The 17,543-nt window shown below is 26.2% G+C and carries 11 protein-coding genes; 5 read left to right on the forward strand and 6 right to left on the reverse strand.

Features of this window, described 5'->3' with window-relative positions:
• Positions 1 to 8 precede the first annotated feature (8 nt).
• The gene (locus tag LPB137_RS04350; protein ID WP_076084865.1) at positions 9 to 1,274 is read left to right on the forward strand and encodes a response regulator; all 1,266 of its coding nucleotides are present in this window, start codon (positions 9 to 11) and stop codon (positions 1,272 to 1,274) included.
• Positions 1,275 to 1,296: 22 nt separating this feature from the next.
• On the opposite strand, the gene LPB137_RS04355 is transcribed toward LPB137_RS04350, so the two are convergent.
• The 6 genes from LPB137_RS04355 to LPB137_RS04380 all read right to left on the reverse strand — a co-directional run bounded on the left by LPB137_RS04355 (position 1,297) and on the right by LPB137_RS04380 (position 9,517).
• Positions 1,297 to 3,081, reverse strand: coding sequence for a response regulator (locus tag LPB137_RS04355; RefSeq protein WP_076084868.1), 1,785 nt, complete (start codon positions 3,079 to 3,081; stop codon positions 1,297 to 1,299).
• Between the two features lie 54 nt (positions 3,082 to 3,135).
• Positions 3,136 to 4,266: a sensor histidine kinase gene (locus tag LPB137_RS04360; protein ID WP_172802462.1), complete on the reverse strand. Its 1,131-nt coding sequence runs from the start codon at positions 4,264 to 4,266 to the stop codon at positions 3,136 to 3,138.
• Entirely contained in the window at positions 4,256 to 5,785 is a 1,530-nt protein-coding gene (locus LPB137_RS04365; RefSeq protein ID WP_076084871.1) for a sensor histidine kinase, read from the reverse strand. Before LPB137_RS04365 ends, LPB137_RS04360 begins: the two co-directional genes overlap by 11 nt.
• Positions 5,779 to 6,822, reverse strand: coding sequence for an FIST signal transduction protein (locus LPB137_RS04370; RefSeq protein ID WP_083657111.1), 1,044 nt, complete (start codon positions 6,820 to 6,822; stop codon positions 5,779 to 5,781). The genes LPB137_RS04365 and LPB137_RS04370 overlap by 7 nt, the downstream gene beginning before the upstream one ends.
• 143 nt (positions 6,823 to 6,965) lie before the next feature.
• A complete protein-coding gene (locus LPB137_RS04375) occupies positions 6,966 to 8,744 on the reverse strand; it encodes a 7TM-DISM domain-containing protein (RefSeq protein ID WP_172802463.1) in 1,779 nt (592 codons plus the stop codon).
• An 89-nt stretch (positions 8,745 to 8,833) separates the two neighbouring features.
• Complete coding sequence (locus LPB137_RS04380) at positions 8,834 to 9,517, reverse strand: response regulator transcription factor (RefSeq protein WP_076084877.1); 684 nt, start codon at positions 9,515 to 9,517, stop codon at positions 8,834 to 8,836.
• Between the two features lie 296 nt (positions 9,518 to 9,813).
• Between LPB137_RS04380 and LPB137_RS04385 the strand changes: the two genes are divergently transcribed.
• The 4 genes from LPB137_RS04385 (at position 9,814) to LPB137_RS04400 (ending at position 17,529) form a co-directional block, all read left to right on the forward strand.
• On the forward strand, positions 9,814 to 11,265 hold the full coding sequence (locus LPB137_RS04385) for a TIGR03032 family protein (protein ID WP_076084880.1): 1,452 nt from the start codon (positions 9,814 to 9,816) through the stop codon (positions 11,263 to 11,265).
• The gene (locus LPB137_RS04390; protein WP_076084884.1) at positions 11,252 to 11,740 is read left to right on the forward strand and encodes a hypothetical protein; all 489 of its coding nucleotides are present in this window, start codon (positions 11,252 to 11,254) and stop codon (positions 11,738 to 11,740) included. Before LPB137_RS04385 ends, LPB137_RS04390 begins: the two co-directional genes overlap by 14 nt.
• A gap of 21 nt (positions 11,741 to 11,761) precedes the next feature.
• On the forward strand, positions 11,762 to 12,373 hold the full coding sequence (gene cysC / locus LPB137_RS04395; protein WP_076084887.1) for an adenylyl-sulfate kinase: 612 nt from the start codon (positions 11,762 to 11,764) through the stop codon (positions 12,371 to 12,373).
• Positions 12,374 to 12,561: 188 nt separating this feature from the next.
• A complete protein-coding gene (locus LPB137_RS04400) occupies positions 12,562 to 17,529 on the forward strand; it encodes an MBG domain-containing protein (protein WP_076084890.1) in 4,968 nt (1,655 codons plus the stop codon).
• The last annotated feature ends 14 nt before the right edge of the window (positions 17,530 to 17,543 follow it).

The following is a 17,543-nucleotide window of genomic DNA, read 5'->3' on the forward strand; positions in this document are numbered from 1 at the left end:
TTAATATTATGAATGAATTACAAACATATATGAAAAAATTAAATGTTTTATATGTTGAAGATGAAAAACCTGCAAGAGAAATATTTTCAAGAATACTAAATCGACAATTTACAAATGTAACTATTTGTGAGAATGGTTTAGATGGTTATTTAGCATATAAAGAAAGTTTTGATAAAGAAATCAAGTTTGATTTAATTATTAGTGATATTAATATGCCAAAAATGAGTGGTATTGAATTAGTTGAAAAGATCAGAGAAGATGATAATGAAACATTAGTTATATTAGTAACTGCAAGAAGTGAAGCTAATGTAATAATGAAGGCATTAGAATTACAAGTTACAAATTATATAACTAAACCAATTGATATTAATAAAACTAATGAAGTAATAGTTAGTACATGTGAAAAAATATATTTAAAATCTCGTTTACTTGATAAGCAAAAAGAATTGGAAACCTACACTAAAACAATTGAAGATGTTGCTTTAGTAGTAAAAATAGATGTGAATAATAATGTAACATATGTAAATGATGTTTTTTGCTCTAATACAGGCTATTCAAAAGATGAAATTATTAACAAAAGTTCTAATTTTTTATTTAATCAAAGAAATGAAAAACAAATAAATGATATGTGGAATATTATTAAAGAAGGTAATACTTTTAACGATACAATAAAAAGTATTACTAAAAATAATGAAATTTATTACAATAAAGTTACTATTGTTCCAGTAATTGATAATAATAATTCTATGATTGTAGAATATGTATTTATAGGTTTTATAACAACTGATGAAGAAAAGAAAAAACAAGAATTAAATAAAAAGTTATTGCATAGTATTGCAGATAGTAAAAAAGAAAAATTTAATATATTAAAAGAAAAAGAATCATATGAAGAAAATATAAGTTTGTTAAATAGAACTATATTAAATGCAGAAGAAAGATATGCTTCTTTATTAAAAACAAATCAAAGTCTTTTAGTTCAATTAGAAGCATATGAAACAAATAGTTTAGGTACTTCAGATAATCATATAAAAACACTTAAAAGTAAAAATGATGAAATTGCAAAACTACAGAAAAATTTAATTATTATGAAAAACGATAAGTTATCAATGTCTAATAGATTAACTGCATTAGAAGAAACTTTAGCTTCTAAAAATCATAGTATAGAATTTTTAGAACAGAGTCATCAAATAGATAAAAAAAAGATTGAAAGTTTAGAACGTATAATCTTAGATTCGGAAAAAAATCCAGATAAAAAAACAAAGAATTTCTTCTAAATCAGATTTTAGTTGTTAAATTCTAAAATTTATCAATATAGCTGTCTCGTACAAGTAAGAAATCATCTAAATTATCTAGCATTAAATCTACAAGTTTTGGATCAAAATGTTTCCCTGATTCATTTTTTATTAAATCTAAAACTTTTTTTAATGGCCACGCTTCTTTATAACATCTAGCACTTCCAAGTGCATCAAATACATCAGCAATTGCAGTAATCCGTCCATAAATATGAATATTATCACCTTTTAATCTTCTTGGATATCCTGACCCATCCCATTTCTCATGATGTTCATAAGAAACTTTTGCTGCAGCTTTTAATATTTCTCTATTAGAGTTTTTCAACATTTCATAACCAATTTCTGCATGACTTTTCATAATATGAAATTCATCTTGCGTTAATTTCCCTGGCTTGTTTAAAATGCTGTCAGGAATTCCAACTTTCCCAATATCATGCATTGGTGAGGCTATTTTTAATAATTGTGCTTCTTTTTCTTCTAAACCATATTTTTTAGCAAGGATATATGAATATTCTGCAACTCTTTTTACATGATTTGCAGTTTCATTTGATCTACTTTCAGCAATTGATCCTAAAGTAAAAATTACATCTTTTTGAGTATCTTCAATTTCTTGATGTAAATTGATTGTTTCCGTAATATCATTACCTAAGGCTACATATTCTAGAGTATTACCAAATTGATCTTTTATAATAGTAAAGTTAAAATTAATATAACTAATTGCTTCTTCATTTTTAAATGTAACAATTTTTTGAATATTCTTATTTGCTATTAATGATTCTAAAATTAAAGAAATATCTTCTTTTTCTAAGTTGCTTAAAATAAATGAAATATCTTTTTGTATTAAATCTGATGTATCATAATTTGTTACTTCTAAGAATTTTTTGTTTACATAAGTTATTTTAAGATTTGTATCAATTTTAACTAATAAGTTTGAATGATTAACCATATTTTGGTATTCATTAAGAAGATGTCTTTTACTTGTTACATCTCCTTTATAAGTATCTATTTCACTTATTAAAGAATTATTTAAAACTTCACTATCTGTAATATCTTTTGATAATGATATATATTCTATTATATTATTATTAAAATCTAATATAGGAGAAAAAGATGCAGAAACTATATACTCTTGATTGTATTTAGTTCTTTTTTTTAATTTTCCTTCCCAAGTTTTTTTATTTTTTAGAGCTTCCCAAATTTCATAAGTTTTTTCTATGGAAGTATCTTTAATCACATCAAAATCAAATTTACTACCTAATAATTCATCTTTTGTATAATTAGATAATATTTCATATTGTTTATTTATATAGGTATTTTTTCCTTCAAGATCAAACTTTTTTACAATTAGATTTTTATCAACAACGTTTTTGTATTGCTTTAATAAGTTTTTAGTTTCTTCTGCTTGTATCTTTTCACATACTTTATATAATTTATTGACTAATTGATTAAGAATAATTGGTTTTATAAGATAATGATTTATATTAAGTTCTATAGCTTCAAGTAAGGTATCTGTTTCATTTCTTGCTGTTGTAAGAATTATGGGAATATCTTTATTCTCTTCTCTAATATGTTTACACATTATTAAACCATCCATAATAGGCATATTAATATCACTTACAATAATATCAATAGGATTGTCTTTATAAAGCTGCAAACCTATTTTACCATTTGAAGCAGTATAAACATTTGCGAACATTCTTTTTAGTATTTTAGTAAACATTTCAGCTGTTTTTAGACTATCTTCTACGTACAAAATGTTTAATTTCTTTAAAAACTTTTTATTATCCAATATAATGCCTTTCATCTTTTACAGATTAATTTTATAATTATTACCTTAAATATTTTAAGATAGGAATATCTCAAATTTCAATCCTATATTAGAATTGGATATTTTTAGGTCACCATGCATATAGTTTTTTACTATTAAGTTAACCATATATAAACCAACGCCTGTTCCATTTTCTTTTGTTGTGTAATATGGGTCTAATATTTCTTCAATATTATTATTAGATATCCCACCAGCATTATCTTCTAATGTAATTAGAATTATATCAGATTCTTTTTTAACTGAAATATTTATTATTTTATTGACATCTTCATTATTAGGATATTTTTCTATGAAAGCATCAATTGAATTATTAACAATATTAACTACAACTTGTGTAAATTCCATTTCTGTGCCTAATATTTCTATTGTTTCATCAATATCTATATTCAATTTAATATCATTAATATGTATTTTACTTTTTAATAATTCTAAAGCTTTATTTATTGCTTCTGAAATATAATAATTGCTTTTTATTTTATTAGGATTAAAGAAATCTAAGAAGCTATCAATCGTTTCATTCATATATGTTATTTGATTTTTAGTATTTTCTGAATGTTCTTTAATATATTCATCATTTATTTCACCATATTCATGAGAGAGTTTTACATCTGCACAATATAAAGATAAGGTATTTAAAGGTTGTTTTAATTGATGAGATATTAATCCTATTATTTCTCCCATACTTGCCATTTTACTGTTATGTACAAGTAGACTTTCTGTTTTTTCTAGTTTTTCATCTTTTTGTTTTTTTTGATTGTAAATATCAATATATACATTTAATTTTGAATAGAATAATTCATCATTAATAGGTTTTGTAATATAGTCAACAGCTCCTAAGTCATAACCTTTGCTCTTATATTCATCTTTATTATAGATTCCTGTTATAAATACAATTGGTATATCTTTTGTATTTTCAATTTCTTTCAAGTATTGTGCGAATTCAAAACCATCAATATCAGGCATTTGGACATCACATAAAATTAAATCTATTTTATTTTCTATTATGACATTCATTGCATCTTCAGCACTTAGTGATTTGAAAATATTTAATTCAAAGTTTTCTTTTATTAATAGTTCTAATGAGTATAAATTATCTTCAATATCATCAACTAATAAAATATTAAAATCTTTAATATTAGTTTTCATTGTTGTACCTTTGTTTAATTATATTATTTATTATTGATTCAATTTTTGTATTTTCTTCTAATTTTATCGAATCATACTTATTTTTTAATATCGATGACTCTAAATTTTCAAGGTTTTCTATATTTTCATCGAATATTATAAGTGCATTATTTTCTTCTTGATCATTTAAATATTTATCTAATTTGATTGTTGAATCAAAAGGGGTAACTAAAAAATGTTTTTTTAATGCAATTGTAAATGAAAAGAGTTTTAAAGAATTTGAATGTAATAACAATATATTCATCTCTTCTTTTTTATTGTTAATTATATTTTCTTCTAGTTTTTCTTCTTGCTCTTCTTGTTCTTTATTTTCTATTTCATCTAGTATCATATAAAAAGATTCTTTCTTAGGAACCTTAAGAGTAAAAATACTACCTTTATCAAGTTCACTTTCTACACTTAAAGAACAATTAAGCAAAGTAGCTAATTCCTTAGATATAGCAAGCCCAAGACCTGTACCTTTAAATTCTCTATTACATGAAGTTTCTATTTGTTTGAATCTGTCAAAAACATTTTTTAGATTATTCTTATGTATTCCAATTCCAGTATCTTTTACAGTAATATTAAAATAATTTTTGTTATCTCGAAGAGAAATTTTTATTTCCCCTTTCTTTGTAAATTTAATAGCATTACTTAATAGGTTTTTTAATATTTGCTTTAAACGAAGCTTATCTGAGTATACATTGAAATTTACATCTTCAAATTCATATGTAAAGTTAACAAGATCTTTTTTTACTAAGGGTTTTAATATTTCATATTCATCTAAAATAAATTCTTTTATATCAAATGTATCTTTTAAAATATTTATTCTTCCTGCTTCTATTTTTGACATATCTAAGACATCACTTATTAAATCTAAAAGATCATGTGCACTATTGTTTATTATCGATATATTTTTTATTTCTTTAGGAAGAAGAGTATTCTCTTTATTTTTTTTCATTATTGAAGATAAGATGATTATAGAATTTAATGGAGTTTTTAATTCGTGACTCATATTTGCTAAGAAATCATCTTTTATATTATTAGCTTTTATTAACTCTTCTTTTTGTTTCTCAAGTAATTTATTAGACATAAGAAGTTTTTCAACATTTAAACATGCATTAACACTAAGATTCAATTTAGGTAATAAGCTTTCAAACATTGATCTGAAAAATAAACAATCTGCACTTAAGTTTTTAGAAATTAAAAAAATTATTCCATTATCTAATTTTATTGATAGTATTTTTTTATCTTTGTCTTCTATTAAATTTATTGAGTCTGTATACATTAAATGTTTTTTATAATCAAATTCAATAAATCTTCCAAAAGAATCAAATTTTTTACAAGGATTATTTTCATCACATAAGTAAAACTCACCATAAACTGCATAAGTTTCATTTATAAAAGTTCTTAATACTTCATGTATCATTTCTTTTAAGTCATTACTGTTTCCAATAGCACTATGACATTTAAATGCTACTGATAGCTGTTCAACTAACATAACATACCCAACACACAAGTTCTATTATAAAAGCTTAAATACTCATCACTTGTGTTTGCAATTTCACCTACTGAAAGTACACCAAATAATATCGATCCTTGTTTTAATTCTTTTGTAATTTCTTTTAGTTCTTCATCTATAAAAAATGACCTTGAAATACAATCAAATATTAATATATTCTTATGGCTATCTAAATCTTTATTTAATTTTAAAATAGCTTTATTCCCTGAATCAATTAAGTTTTGTTTATTCCCTTTTAAAATATTGATTGTAGAATTTTGTGGAATATCTCCTACTATAACTATGTTATTATCCTTATCTATTGCAATAGGATCTCTTACAATTACTTCTTTATCAAATTTTATTATTCCTAATGGATAAGATTTTGATATAGTAAAAAAGTTGTCTTTAGTAATTTTTTTGCCAGAATCTTTTTCTACAAAATCTTTATATACTTCAAATGAACTAGAAAAATTTAAAGTTTTTAATACATTCTTTTCACTACTAGTAACTACAAAAGGACCTTGAAGTTTTTCCCAAGCATTTTCTATTCCTATATGTAACTTAGCATTAGTAGATAGAACAATTGCAGCATTTTGATGTAAAGTTCCATCATGGAAAATCACAGGGTCTTGTTTAAGCGTCATTTTCCCCGAACCTCCACCAATAATCTTTGTTTGCTCAGAAACACTTTCAAATAAGTTATCTAAAAATAATGATATATCAGAACTTAATGCATCAAATAAAACGATTAAACTTTCTTTGTCTTGAAAGGTTTTCTCATTTGATTCAAAGGTTTTCATATCTTTTATTAGGTCTACATTAAAATTATCATCAATAACTGAAGCTAATAAACCTTCTTTATAATGAGAATTATTTAAAATGATTTCAGGAAAAATTGCTCCTGATATTTTAAAATCTTCTAATTTATCTATATCAAGATTTGTATTTTCAGTAATAAGAATTAAATATCTTGAATCTTTGTTATTTTCAACTATAAAGTCTTCAATATTCTTATAATACTTTGGACTAATCATATCTTTCCTCTCCCTTTAATTTATTATTTAATTATTGTATTTGAAAAAAGTATTATAAAAGTATCATTTGAGATATATTTATATAGATAAGTTAATTTTAGTAAAAAGAAGAACAAATTGATGAGGTTGATATTAGTAAATATTTATACATCTTTTAAAACTATTGTAAAGCAAGCACCTTCTTTCAAGTTCTGAACACTTATATCACCATATAATTTCATAGTTAAAATATTTTTTGCTAAAAATAATCCAAGGCCAGTTGAATTGGAATTTGTTAAATCTTTTTTAAAAATAGAATCTATTGGATATTCTTTTACTCCTCCAGCATTATCAGCTATTTTTATTGTAACTATTTTTTCTGAGTTTGTTATATTAATACCAATTCTAGGTTTTTTTATATTTCTATTTCTAAAAGTTTTTATACTATTTTCTAAAACTATCATTAATACATTAGAAACAAGATATTTGTCTGCTAATATAAAATTATTATAATTTGAATTAATTTCAATTTTCACATTCATTTGTGATATATCTTTTTTCAAAATATCAATAATTAACTCTATAGACTTTGTAATTTCAATATTTTTTATAATCGTTTTGTCTTGATATATAGATAAGAAATCTTTTGCAGTATTTGTCATATATTTAGCTGTATCTTTAATTTGATCTATAGAACTATCAATTATATTTTCTAAATTTGGGTCTTTAAACTCTTTTGCTGCAATTATATTATTAACTGCATAATATATGTGATTAATCGGTTCTTTCCATTGGTGAGAAATATTAACCATCGATTGTCCTATATTTGACAGTTTTGAGTATTCATTTATTAATACTAATGCATCATCTTTTTCTTTTTTAATACGAAGTAATCTTCGAACAATCAACATACCTATAAATAATATATTAAAAATAGAACCAATACCTAAAGAAAAATAAAATAAACTATCAGCTTTTACAAGACCTAAAATTCCAAGTGAAAAATATATTGCAGCAATAGTAAAAGATGTATTTGCAAATAAATAGAAAATAGCTCCATCTATTTTTTTTAAATATAAGTTAATAGAAACATAACCTAATATAAAACTTACAAGAAGAAATATAGAGTTTGCAATTGTTGATAAATAAAGTAAATCATAGTTCAATGGATAAAAAAGAAATAAGATTGCAAAAAATAAAAGAATAAAACTTAAAATATATAATAATAAAGTAGTTTTAGGCATAAGTTTTTTTAAATCAAAAAAATAAATAGGGAAAAAACCAATACATGCAGCTGCAAAATTACCAAAGCTCCAAGATAAAATAGTATTAAGATATATCGGTACTCCTATTTGATACAAAATTCCAGTGATTGAAAACTGCATAGATAAAGAGCCAATCATTACTACAAAATATAATTTATGAGACATTGAGGGAAGAAGTCTATCTATAAATATTATATAACTTGAAATCAAAACCACAAAACCTGCAATAAAACCAAAGATTAGTGATTCCTTTGAGATGTAGGAAACATAGCTGTTTTTATTATAGATTTCCCAGTTTAAATCAATAGGACCATAAGATTTATATCTTATAAATATCTCGTACTCTTTATTTGGTAATAACTCTAAAGCAAAATCAGATTTTCTATAAATAAACCTTGTTTCATTTTGACTTACCATATCTCCAAGAGTTATTTCATCTAATACTTTATTGTTATGAGTAATATAAACATTTATAAAATCAATCCCCGATCTTGGGTTTGAAAAAATGAGATTTTCTATTTTGTTTGTTGTGTTTTTTATCTTGTTATATGTCCAAATAGGGTGTTTTTTAATTCCTATATTATTTTTTTTTACTTCTTTGAAAATACTTTTATCTTCTAATATGGATTCTATTTTTGTAAGATTATTTTTATCTTCATAGATTAAAAAATCTTTCATTAAATGTAAATCTTGATTTTTATTTATAATCAAACTATTTGCAAAAGAAAATATTGTAAAAAAGAAAAAAAGAAAATACTTAAAAATCATTATTTTATACCAACTATTGTATATCCTACATCTTTAATATTTTTAATTATAGGACTTGATAGTTTTTTATTTATCTTATAAACTAGGCTTGTCAAAGATTTTTTATTTGTATCATTACTATCTAAAGCATAAAATATTTCTTCAAAAGTTACTACTCTATTTTTATTTGTTAAAAGATACTCAAATATCCTATATTCATAAGAAGTTAGTGCAATAATATCATCATCTATTGTTCTTATTGTTTTTGTAGAATAGTCATACAAACAATTTTCTGAAATATTAACTTTTAATAATCCATGTTTATTCATCCAGAAAGCACACTCTTCAAGAACATCTTTTAACTCACTAAACTCTAAAGGTTTTACTAAATAAGCTACAAGGTTTAACTTTATAGCTTTTAATAATTTTTCTTTATCATTATAAGAACTAATTATTACTGCTGGAATAGAATTGTTTATTCTTCTTATTTCTTGTAAAAAAGACAAACCATTCATAATAGGCATATCATAATCAACTAATAAAAGATGTACAGATTCTTTTTGATATGTTTTTAAAGCATTTAATCCATTATATTCAATAAATACTTCTTTAAAAAAATAAGATAAGGTTGCTTGCATATGTTTACAAGCTATTTTATCATCATCTATATATAATACATTTAATTCTTTTAGGTTAGTTATCAATAGTTACTACTTTTTAATTATTTTATCAAAAATTATATCATATCAAAATGAATGGAAAATCAATGAATATGTGAAATGACTTTATATTTTAGATTGTATATTTTTTACATAAACTAAAACTTTTACTGTTGTAAATATTGTTTTATTGATTTTGTGTTGATGTTAGTTTGATATATTAATAAAATATGTTTAGTTTTTAAAAGATGAATAGGAAGTCCCAAGTAATCTGATATAAATTCTAAAATTATATTTTACAAAAGCTTTAGCTTTTAAATTTAATGATTTTAAGGAATCTAATGCAAAATTATAATTTTAATCCTGAAAAGAATAAAGAAGAAAAAATTAATCTTGCTTATTCAAAAAATATTATTGAGTTTTTCAAACAAACAAAAATAAGTATACTTATCACTACTTATCAAACAAATAAAATCATTATTTTAGGTCAAGATAATGGGAAGATTGATCTAAGATATAAAGATTATCCAAGACCAATGGGTATGTGTAAAAAAGATGGAAGATTATATGCGGGACTAGGTCATAGTATCTACCAATTTTCTAATTTTTTAGGAGTAACACAAAATCTTGAAGGTGGAAATTTTGATGCATGTTATATTCCCCAAAATATTCACTTTACAGGAGATATAGATATTCATGAAATGGAATATTTAAGAGATGAATTATATTTTATAAATACCAAATTTTCATGTTTATGTATAAAAGAACCTAATAGTAGTTTTAAACCTATTTGGAAACCGCCTTTTATATCATTGCTTCAACCCCTTGATAAATGCCATTTAAATGGGTTTTGTTCAAAAGATGGAGAACCAAGATATGCAACAGCATTAGGAACAAATAATGAACCTTTAGGATGGAGAGAAACAAAAGCAAATGGTGGAGTTCTTATGGATGTTACAACAAATGAAATATTAGCTTCAAATCTTTCAATGCCACATTCTCCTAGGTGGCATCAGGAAAAATTATATTTATTAGAATCAGGAAAAGGAACAATTTCAAGATATGATTTTGATACCAAAGAAGTGGTAGATATTGCAAGAGTTCCAGGATTTACAAGAGGTCTTGATATAGTTGGGGACTTTGCTTTTATTGGAGTATCCAAGGTACGAGAAAGTGCTACATTTAGTGGACTTGAAATCACTAAACTTCCTAAAAGAGTTAGTGGAGTTTGGATTGTAAATATTAAAACAGGTGATATTGTTTCCTTTGTAGAGTTTAAAAGTGGAGTAGATGAAGTATTTGCAATAACTGTGCTCCCTTATCAAAAATTAGAGATTTTAAATCAAGAGAGTAAAGAATCAAAGATAAACTACATGATTGACAATGAAGACATAGAAGAAGTTAAAATGCCAGTATCAATTATTGAACAGGCATCAACATATTTTGAAAAAGGAAACGATTCTATTAATGGAAATAGGAAAGAAGAAGCTATTATTCATTTTAAAAAAGCATTAGAAATTCAAAAAGACCACCTTCCTTCTAAATTTAATTTAGCGATTTGTTTAGGAGATTTAAAAAGATATAACGAAGCAGAAAAGATTCTTTTTGAAGTAATTTCGAGTGATGCTTCTATTTTAGAAAGTTATGATTCACTAGGTTTTATATATTATAAAAAAGGTGATTTTAAAAAAGCAGAAGAAAATTTTAAAAAGATACTTGAATATGACCCAGGAAATGTAAAAGCAAAGAATTCATTAGAAATCCTAAAGAGAGAACAAAATGATAGATCTTAATCTTAAATTTGTTTATCAAAGTTTAACAAAAGAGGAAAAACAAGATATTTTATCATTGTGGATTTCTTCTGGAGTATTATCAAAAGAACAAGCTTATAAAAGGATAGAAGAAGTCTCAACACTTATTTTAAATAATAATAAAATAGTAGGAGTGAGTACGGTTTATCCTCAATACTTTATTAGATCAGATAGTATATTTTTCTTTTTTAGGATGTTTATACAACAAGAATTTCGAGGGAGTAATTCTATTAGAAAAAAGCTAATGCAGCTAAATTATAGTGAATTAAAAAAAAGATTTGAAAATAAAGCTTATGGTCTGGTTGTAGAGTTAGAGAATAAAAAATTAGATAATTTAGGTAAGAATACAAACTACATGACAAAAAGGGGATATACCTATTATGGAAAAAGTCCAAGAGGATTACAACTGTGGTATGTAATGTTTGATGAACCTAAAGGTATTTTTAATATAAAATAAATTTTAACAAAAGAGAATAAAATGATAAAAACAAGAGATACAAATCAAAATATCAAATGGCATAATCAAATTATAACTAAAAAAAGAAGAGAAGTATCTCTAAATCAAAGGCCTTGTATCTTATGGTTTACAGGATTAAGTGGTTCAGGAAAATCAACCATTGCAAATGCAGTTGAGAACAAATTATTTAAAAGAGGAATAAAAACTTATCTTTTAGATGGAGATAATATAAGACATGGACTAAATAAAGATTTAGGATTTAATAAAACTGACAGAATTGAAAATATAAGAAGAATAGGAGAAGTATCAAAACTATTTGTAGATGCAGGTCTTATTGTTCTTACTGCTTTTATTTCTCCTTTTAAATTAGATAGACAAATAGCAAAATCATTAGTAAACTGTGATGAGTTTATTGAAATTTTTGTAAATACACCATTGGAAGTTTGTGAAAATAGAGATTCAAAAGGTTTGTATGAAAAAGCAAGAAATGGTGATATTAAAAACTTTACAGGAATAGATTCACCTTATGAATCTCCAAATGAACCTCAAATAGAGATAAGAACAGATAAGTTTGATATTCAAAATTGTAGTGATCAAATAATAGATTATCTTGAGAAATATAGTTATATTTAAATTTATTTATTTAATGCTTATCTATTTAAAAAATAATTATTTTTCTTGTTTTTATATAAAATTACAGTAGGTGAAATTAGCAATAAATTAATAAAATTGAAAATTCCTTAAAAATAATTACTCTTGTTGATTTTAGATTGATATGGGTTTGATATATTAATTAAATAATTTTAATGTTAGGAAATAGAATGTTGAAAAATAAGTTTAATTACAAGTCACAATTTAGAATTCTAAAAGGTGGAAAGATATCATTGGTAGTATCAGCAATTTTAGGATCAGTTGTAATTGCAAGTGCAGCACCAAGTGGTGGAACAGTAACAAGTGGAACTGCAAGTATTTCACAAAATGGGACTGTTACAAATATCAATCAAGATTCTTCCAAAGCTAGTATAAATTGGGATGACTTTTCTATTAAAGCAACTGAGACTGTAAACTTTAATCAACCTAATTCATCTTCTATTACTTTAAATAGAGTAATAGGAAATGAAAAATCTGTTATTAGTGGAGCACTTAATGCAAATGGTCAAGTTTGGATTCTAAACTCAAATGGAGTTTTATTTAATTCTAGCGCAAGTATTAATACAGCAGGTATTTTAGGAACTACTGCAGAATTATCTGATAGTGATTTTCAAGCTGGAAATTATGACTTCAAAAACACAAGTGACAACTCGGTAATAAACCTAGGAACAATAAATGTTTCAAATGGAGGTTCAGTAGTATTAGCTTCAAATGAAGTAAAAAATTCTGGAACTATAAAAGCTGTAAAAGGAAAAGTACACCTAGTAGGTGCAGATTCTTACTCTTTAAACCTAAATGGAAATTCTTTAGTAAACCTAACAGTAAATAAAGGTGTACTAGATTCTATGGTTGAAAACTCTGGAAGTATTATAGCTGATGGTGGAGAAGTTTACTTAACTACAAATGCAGTTAATGAACTTTTAAAAGGTGTAGTTAATAATACTGGTATTATTGAAGCTAACTCTTTAGATGGTTTAATGGGGAAGGTTGAAGTATTCGCTCATGGTGGCGAAGCTAAAGTTGATGGAACTATTGAAGTTAAAGATGGTTTTGTTGAGACTTCGGGGAAAGAAGTAACAATAAATAATACAACAAAAGTACAAGCTGAAAATTGGTTGATTGATCCTACTGATATTTCAATAGATGATTCAAGTGCTTATGAAACATCCTTAAATGCGGGAACAAATGTGACAATAGAAACACAAGCAGCTGGTAGCGAAGATGGAGATATCAATGTAAATGATGAAATTGAATGGAACACAGCTAATACACTTACTTTAAAAGCTCATAATAATATCAATATAAATAAAGATATCACAGCTACAAATGATAATGGAAAACTAGCACTACATTATGGTCAAGCAAATGTAAATGCAGGTAATGATTCAACATATAATGTAAATGCAGTAGTAAATCTGAAAGCTGGAGATAACTTCGAAACAAAACAAGGAAGTGATGGTGTAGTTACATCATGGAAAGTAATAACAGAACTAGGAAGTGAAGGCTCAACTACTGGAACTGATTTACAAGGTATAAATGGCAATCTAGATGGAAGTTTTGTGTTAGGAGCTGATATTGATGCAACTTCCACTTCTACTTGGAATGATGGAGAAGGTTGGGATGCAATAGGAGAAGATTCTGAAGGTGGAGGATTTAATGGGAATTTCAATGGTCTTGGTCATGTAATAGATAATCTTTTTATAAGTAGAAAAGAAGAAGATTTTCAAGGACTTTTTAGTTCAATAAATTCTTCAACTATTCAAAATATCAGTTTAACAAATATTGATATTGAAGGAGGATATCTTGTTGGTGGACTTGTTGGTATAATGATTAACAGTACAATAACGAACTCACATGCAATAGGAAATGTCTATGGTGATGAATATGCTGGTGGACTTGTTGGATATTCTGAAGATTCTACAATAACGAACTCACATGCGATAGGAAATGTCTATGGTAATTATGTTGTTGGTGGACTTGTTGGTGGACTTGTAAATTCTACTATTACAAACTCATATGCAACAGGAAGTGTCGATGGAGATAAATATGTTGGTGGACTTGTTGGATATTCTGGAGATTCTACAATAACGAACTCACATGCGATAGGAAATGTAACAGCAAAATATACTGATGGTGGGGGACTTATTGGCTATTCCGAAGATTCTACAATAACGGATTCACATGCAACAGGAAGTGTCGATGGCGATGATTATATTGGTGGACTTGTTGGCTATTCTCAAAATTCTACAATAATGAACTCATATGCAACAGGAAGTGTCGATGGCGATGATAATGTTGGTGGACTTGTTGGAAAAAATGATAATTCTAATATTACAAGTTCATATGCAACAGGAAACGTTTTTGGTGATGATGATATTGGTGGACTTGTTGGAGACAATGAAACTAATTATGATGCTGAAATTGTTATGGGTACGATCACTGACTCATATGCAGAAGGTAATGTAATAGGAAGTTCTGACACTGGTGGACTTGTTGGAGATTTACAATCTGGGACAATCACAAATTCATATGCAACAGGAAGTGTTGATGGCAATTATCTTGTTGGTGGACTTGTTGGACATTTAGAATCTGGGACAATCACAAATTCATATGCAACAGGAAGTGTCGATGGCAGTGATAAATATGCTGGTGGACTTGTTGGATATTCTAAAGATTCTACAATAACGAACTCATATGCAACAGGAAGTGTTGATGGCAATTATAATGTTGGTGGACTTATAGGGGATGATGATGAGAGTGATGTTTCTAATAGTTTCTACGATAAAACAATAAATGAAAATATGCCAGATGAATCATCATATGGAAAAACAACAAAAGAGATGCAGACAATAGATACCTTCAGTAATGTATCATGGGACATAGAAATAAATGAAGCACAAAAAAAAATCTATCCATATTTAACGTTTGATACTAATGGTGGTGCAATTTGGAAAATAGGAAAGTACCCAACTGCAATAAACTATATACTAAGTACTGCTAATACAATTTATAATGGAACTTCTCAATCCCTTGATAATTTTTGGACAAACTCTGTTTTTGGAGAAGATGGTAGTTCTTTAGTATATGGAGATGATTATAAATTTATTTATGATGCTTCTATTGTAAACGGTTTAACAAATACAGGTACATATAGTGATATTTCTATAAAGTTATTAAATGATGATTATGAATTTGATGAAACAGGAACAAATACTTTAGGAAGTTTAACAATTACTCCAAAAGCAATAACAGTAAGCGCGGATGATTTAAATAAAGTATATGGATCTACAGATGAAGCTTTAACATATACTGCAAGTGGATTAGTAGGAACTGATACATTAGCTGGAAGCTTAAAAAGAGAAGTAGGTGAAGATGTAGCAGATTATGCAATTTCACAAGGAACATTAACAAACTCAAACTATAAAGTTACATTCACAGATGGAAAATATACAATTACTCCAAAAGCAATAACAGTAAGTGCAGATAATTTAACAAAAGTATATGGACAAGAAGATGAAACTCTAACATATACAGCAACAGGATTATTAGGTGAAGATACATTAGTTGGAAGTTTAAAAAGAGCAGCTGGTGAAAATGCGGGGGATTATACAATCTCTGAAAATACAGCTTTAACAAACTCAAACTATACAGTTACATTCACAGATGGAAAATATACAATTACTCCAAAAGCAATAACAGTAAGCGCAGATGATTTAACAAAAGTATATGGTCAAGAAGATGCAACTTTAACATATAAAGCAACAGGATTATTAGGGGAAGATACTTTAGCTGGAAGCTTAAAAAGAGAAGTAGGTGAAGATGTAGCAGATTATGCAATTTCACAAGGAACATTAGCAAACTCAAACTATACAGTTACATTTACAAATGGAAAATATACAATTACTCCAAAAGCAATAACAGTAAGTGCAGATAATTTAAGTAAAGTATATGGACAAGAAGATGCAGCTTTAACTTACACAGCAAATGGATTAGAAACAGGTGATACATTAGTTGGAAGCTTAAAAAGAGCAGAAGGTGAAGATGCTGGTGAATATACAATTTCACAAGATACAGCTTTAACAAACTCAAACTATACAGTTACATTCACAGATGGGAAATATACAATTACTCCAAAAGCAATTGAAGTTCGTGCAGATGATTTAACAAAAGTATATGGAGATGAAGATGAAGTATTAACATATACTGCAAATGGATTAGTAGGTGAAGATACATTAGTTGGATCTTTAAAAAGAGCAGCTGGTGAAAATGCTGGTGATTATACAATCTCTGAAAATGTAGCTTTAACAAACTCAAACTATACAGTTACATTTGAAAATGGAAAATATACAATCACTCCAAAAGCAATAACAGTAAGTGCAGATGATTTAACAAAAGTGTATGGACAAGAAGATGCAGCTTTAACTTACACAGCAAATGGATTAGAAACAGGTGATACATTAGTTGGAAGCTTAAAAAGAGCAGAAGGTGAAGATGCTGGTGAATATACAATTTCACAAGATACAGCTTTAACAAACTCAAACTATACAGTTACATTCACAGATGGGAAATATACAATTACTCCAAAAGCAATTGAAGTTCGTGCAGATGATTTAACAAAAGTATATGGAGATGAAGATGAAGTATTAACATATACTGCAAATGGATTAGTTGGACAAGATACTTTAGCTGGAATTTTACAAAGAGTAGAAGGTGAAGATGCTGGTGATTATGAAATTTCACAAGGTAATTTGGCAAATTCAAACTATGTAATTTCATTTGAAAATGGAATATATACAATCACTCCTGCTACAAATAGTAATATAGATAATATTATAGCTACTATAATAAAAACAAATGTAAAAGTACCAACTGCACCAGTAAAAGTAGTTGTAAACAACAATCCAAATATTGTTTCACAACCAGAAGCAGAAGAAGTAGCTACACAAATAGTAACATTAAGTGAAATAAAAACAAATCAAGAGAATAGTCAAACAAATGAAGGTTCACAAACACAACAAGATGTAAGAGTTCCAATTTCAAAAAATTCTGTAATAGAATTAGTAAATGGTGGAGTTAACCTTCCAGAAGGTGTTGATCAACAATTTTTTGTAGCAAATACAGATAGTCAAGAAAACTAAAAGAATAAGGAAAT

The organism is Poseidonibacter parvus (genome assembly GCF_001956695.1).
Classification (GTDB): domain Bacteria; phylum Campylobacterota; class Campylobacteria; order Campylobacterales; family Arcobacteraceae; genus Poseidonibacter; species Poseidonibacter parvus.

What these genes read in the sequence shown, in the direction of transcription:
- LPB137_RS04350 (WP_076084865.1), top strand. Translation starts at nt 9, where the DNA reads ATGAATGAATTACAAACATATATGAAAAAATTAAATGTTTTATATGTT.
- LPB137_RS04360 (WP_172802462.1), bottom strand. Translation starts at nt 4,266, where the DNA reads ATGAAAACTAATATTAAAGATTTTAATATTTTATTAGTTGATGATATT.
- LPB137_RS04365 (WP_076084871.1), bottom strand. Translation starts at nt 5,785, where the DNA reads ATGTTAGTTGAACAGCTATCAGTAGCATTTAAATGTCATAGTGCTATT.
- LPB137_RS04370 (WP_083657111.1), bottom strand. Translation starts at nt 6,822, where the DNA reads ATGATTAGTCCAAAGTATTATAAGAATATTGAAGACTTTATAGTTGAA.
- LPB137_RS04375 (WP_172802463.1), bottom strand. Translation starts at nt 8,744, where the DNA reads ATGAAAGATTTTTTAATCTATGAAGATAAAAATAATCTTACAAAAATA.
- LPB137_RS04385 (WP_076084880.1), top strand. Translation starts at nt 9,814, where the DNA reads ATGCAAAATTATAATTTTAATCCTGAAAAGAATAAAGAAGAAAAAATT.
- LPB137_RS04390 (WP_076084884.1), top strand. Translation starts at nt 11,252, where the DNA reads ATGATAGATCTTAATCTTAAATTTGTTTATCAAAGTTTAACAAAAGAG.
- cysC (WP_076084887.1), top strand. Translation starts at nt 11,762, where the DNA reads ATGATAAAAACAAGAGATACAAATCAAAATATCAAATGGCATAATCAA.
- LPB137_RS04400 (WP_076084890.1), top strand. Translation starts at nt 12,562, where the DNA reads ATGTTGAAAAATAAGTTTAATTACAAGTCACAATTTAGAATTCTAAAA.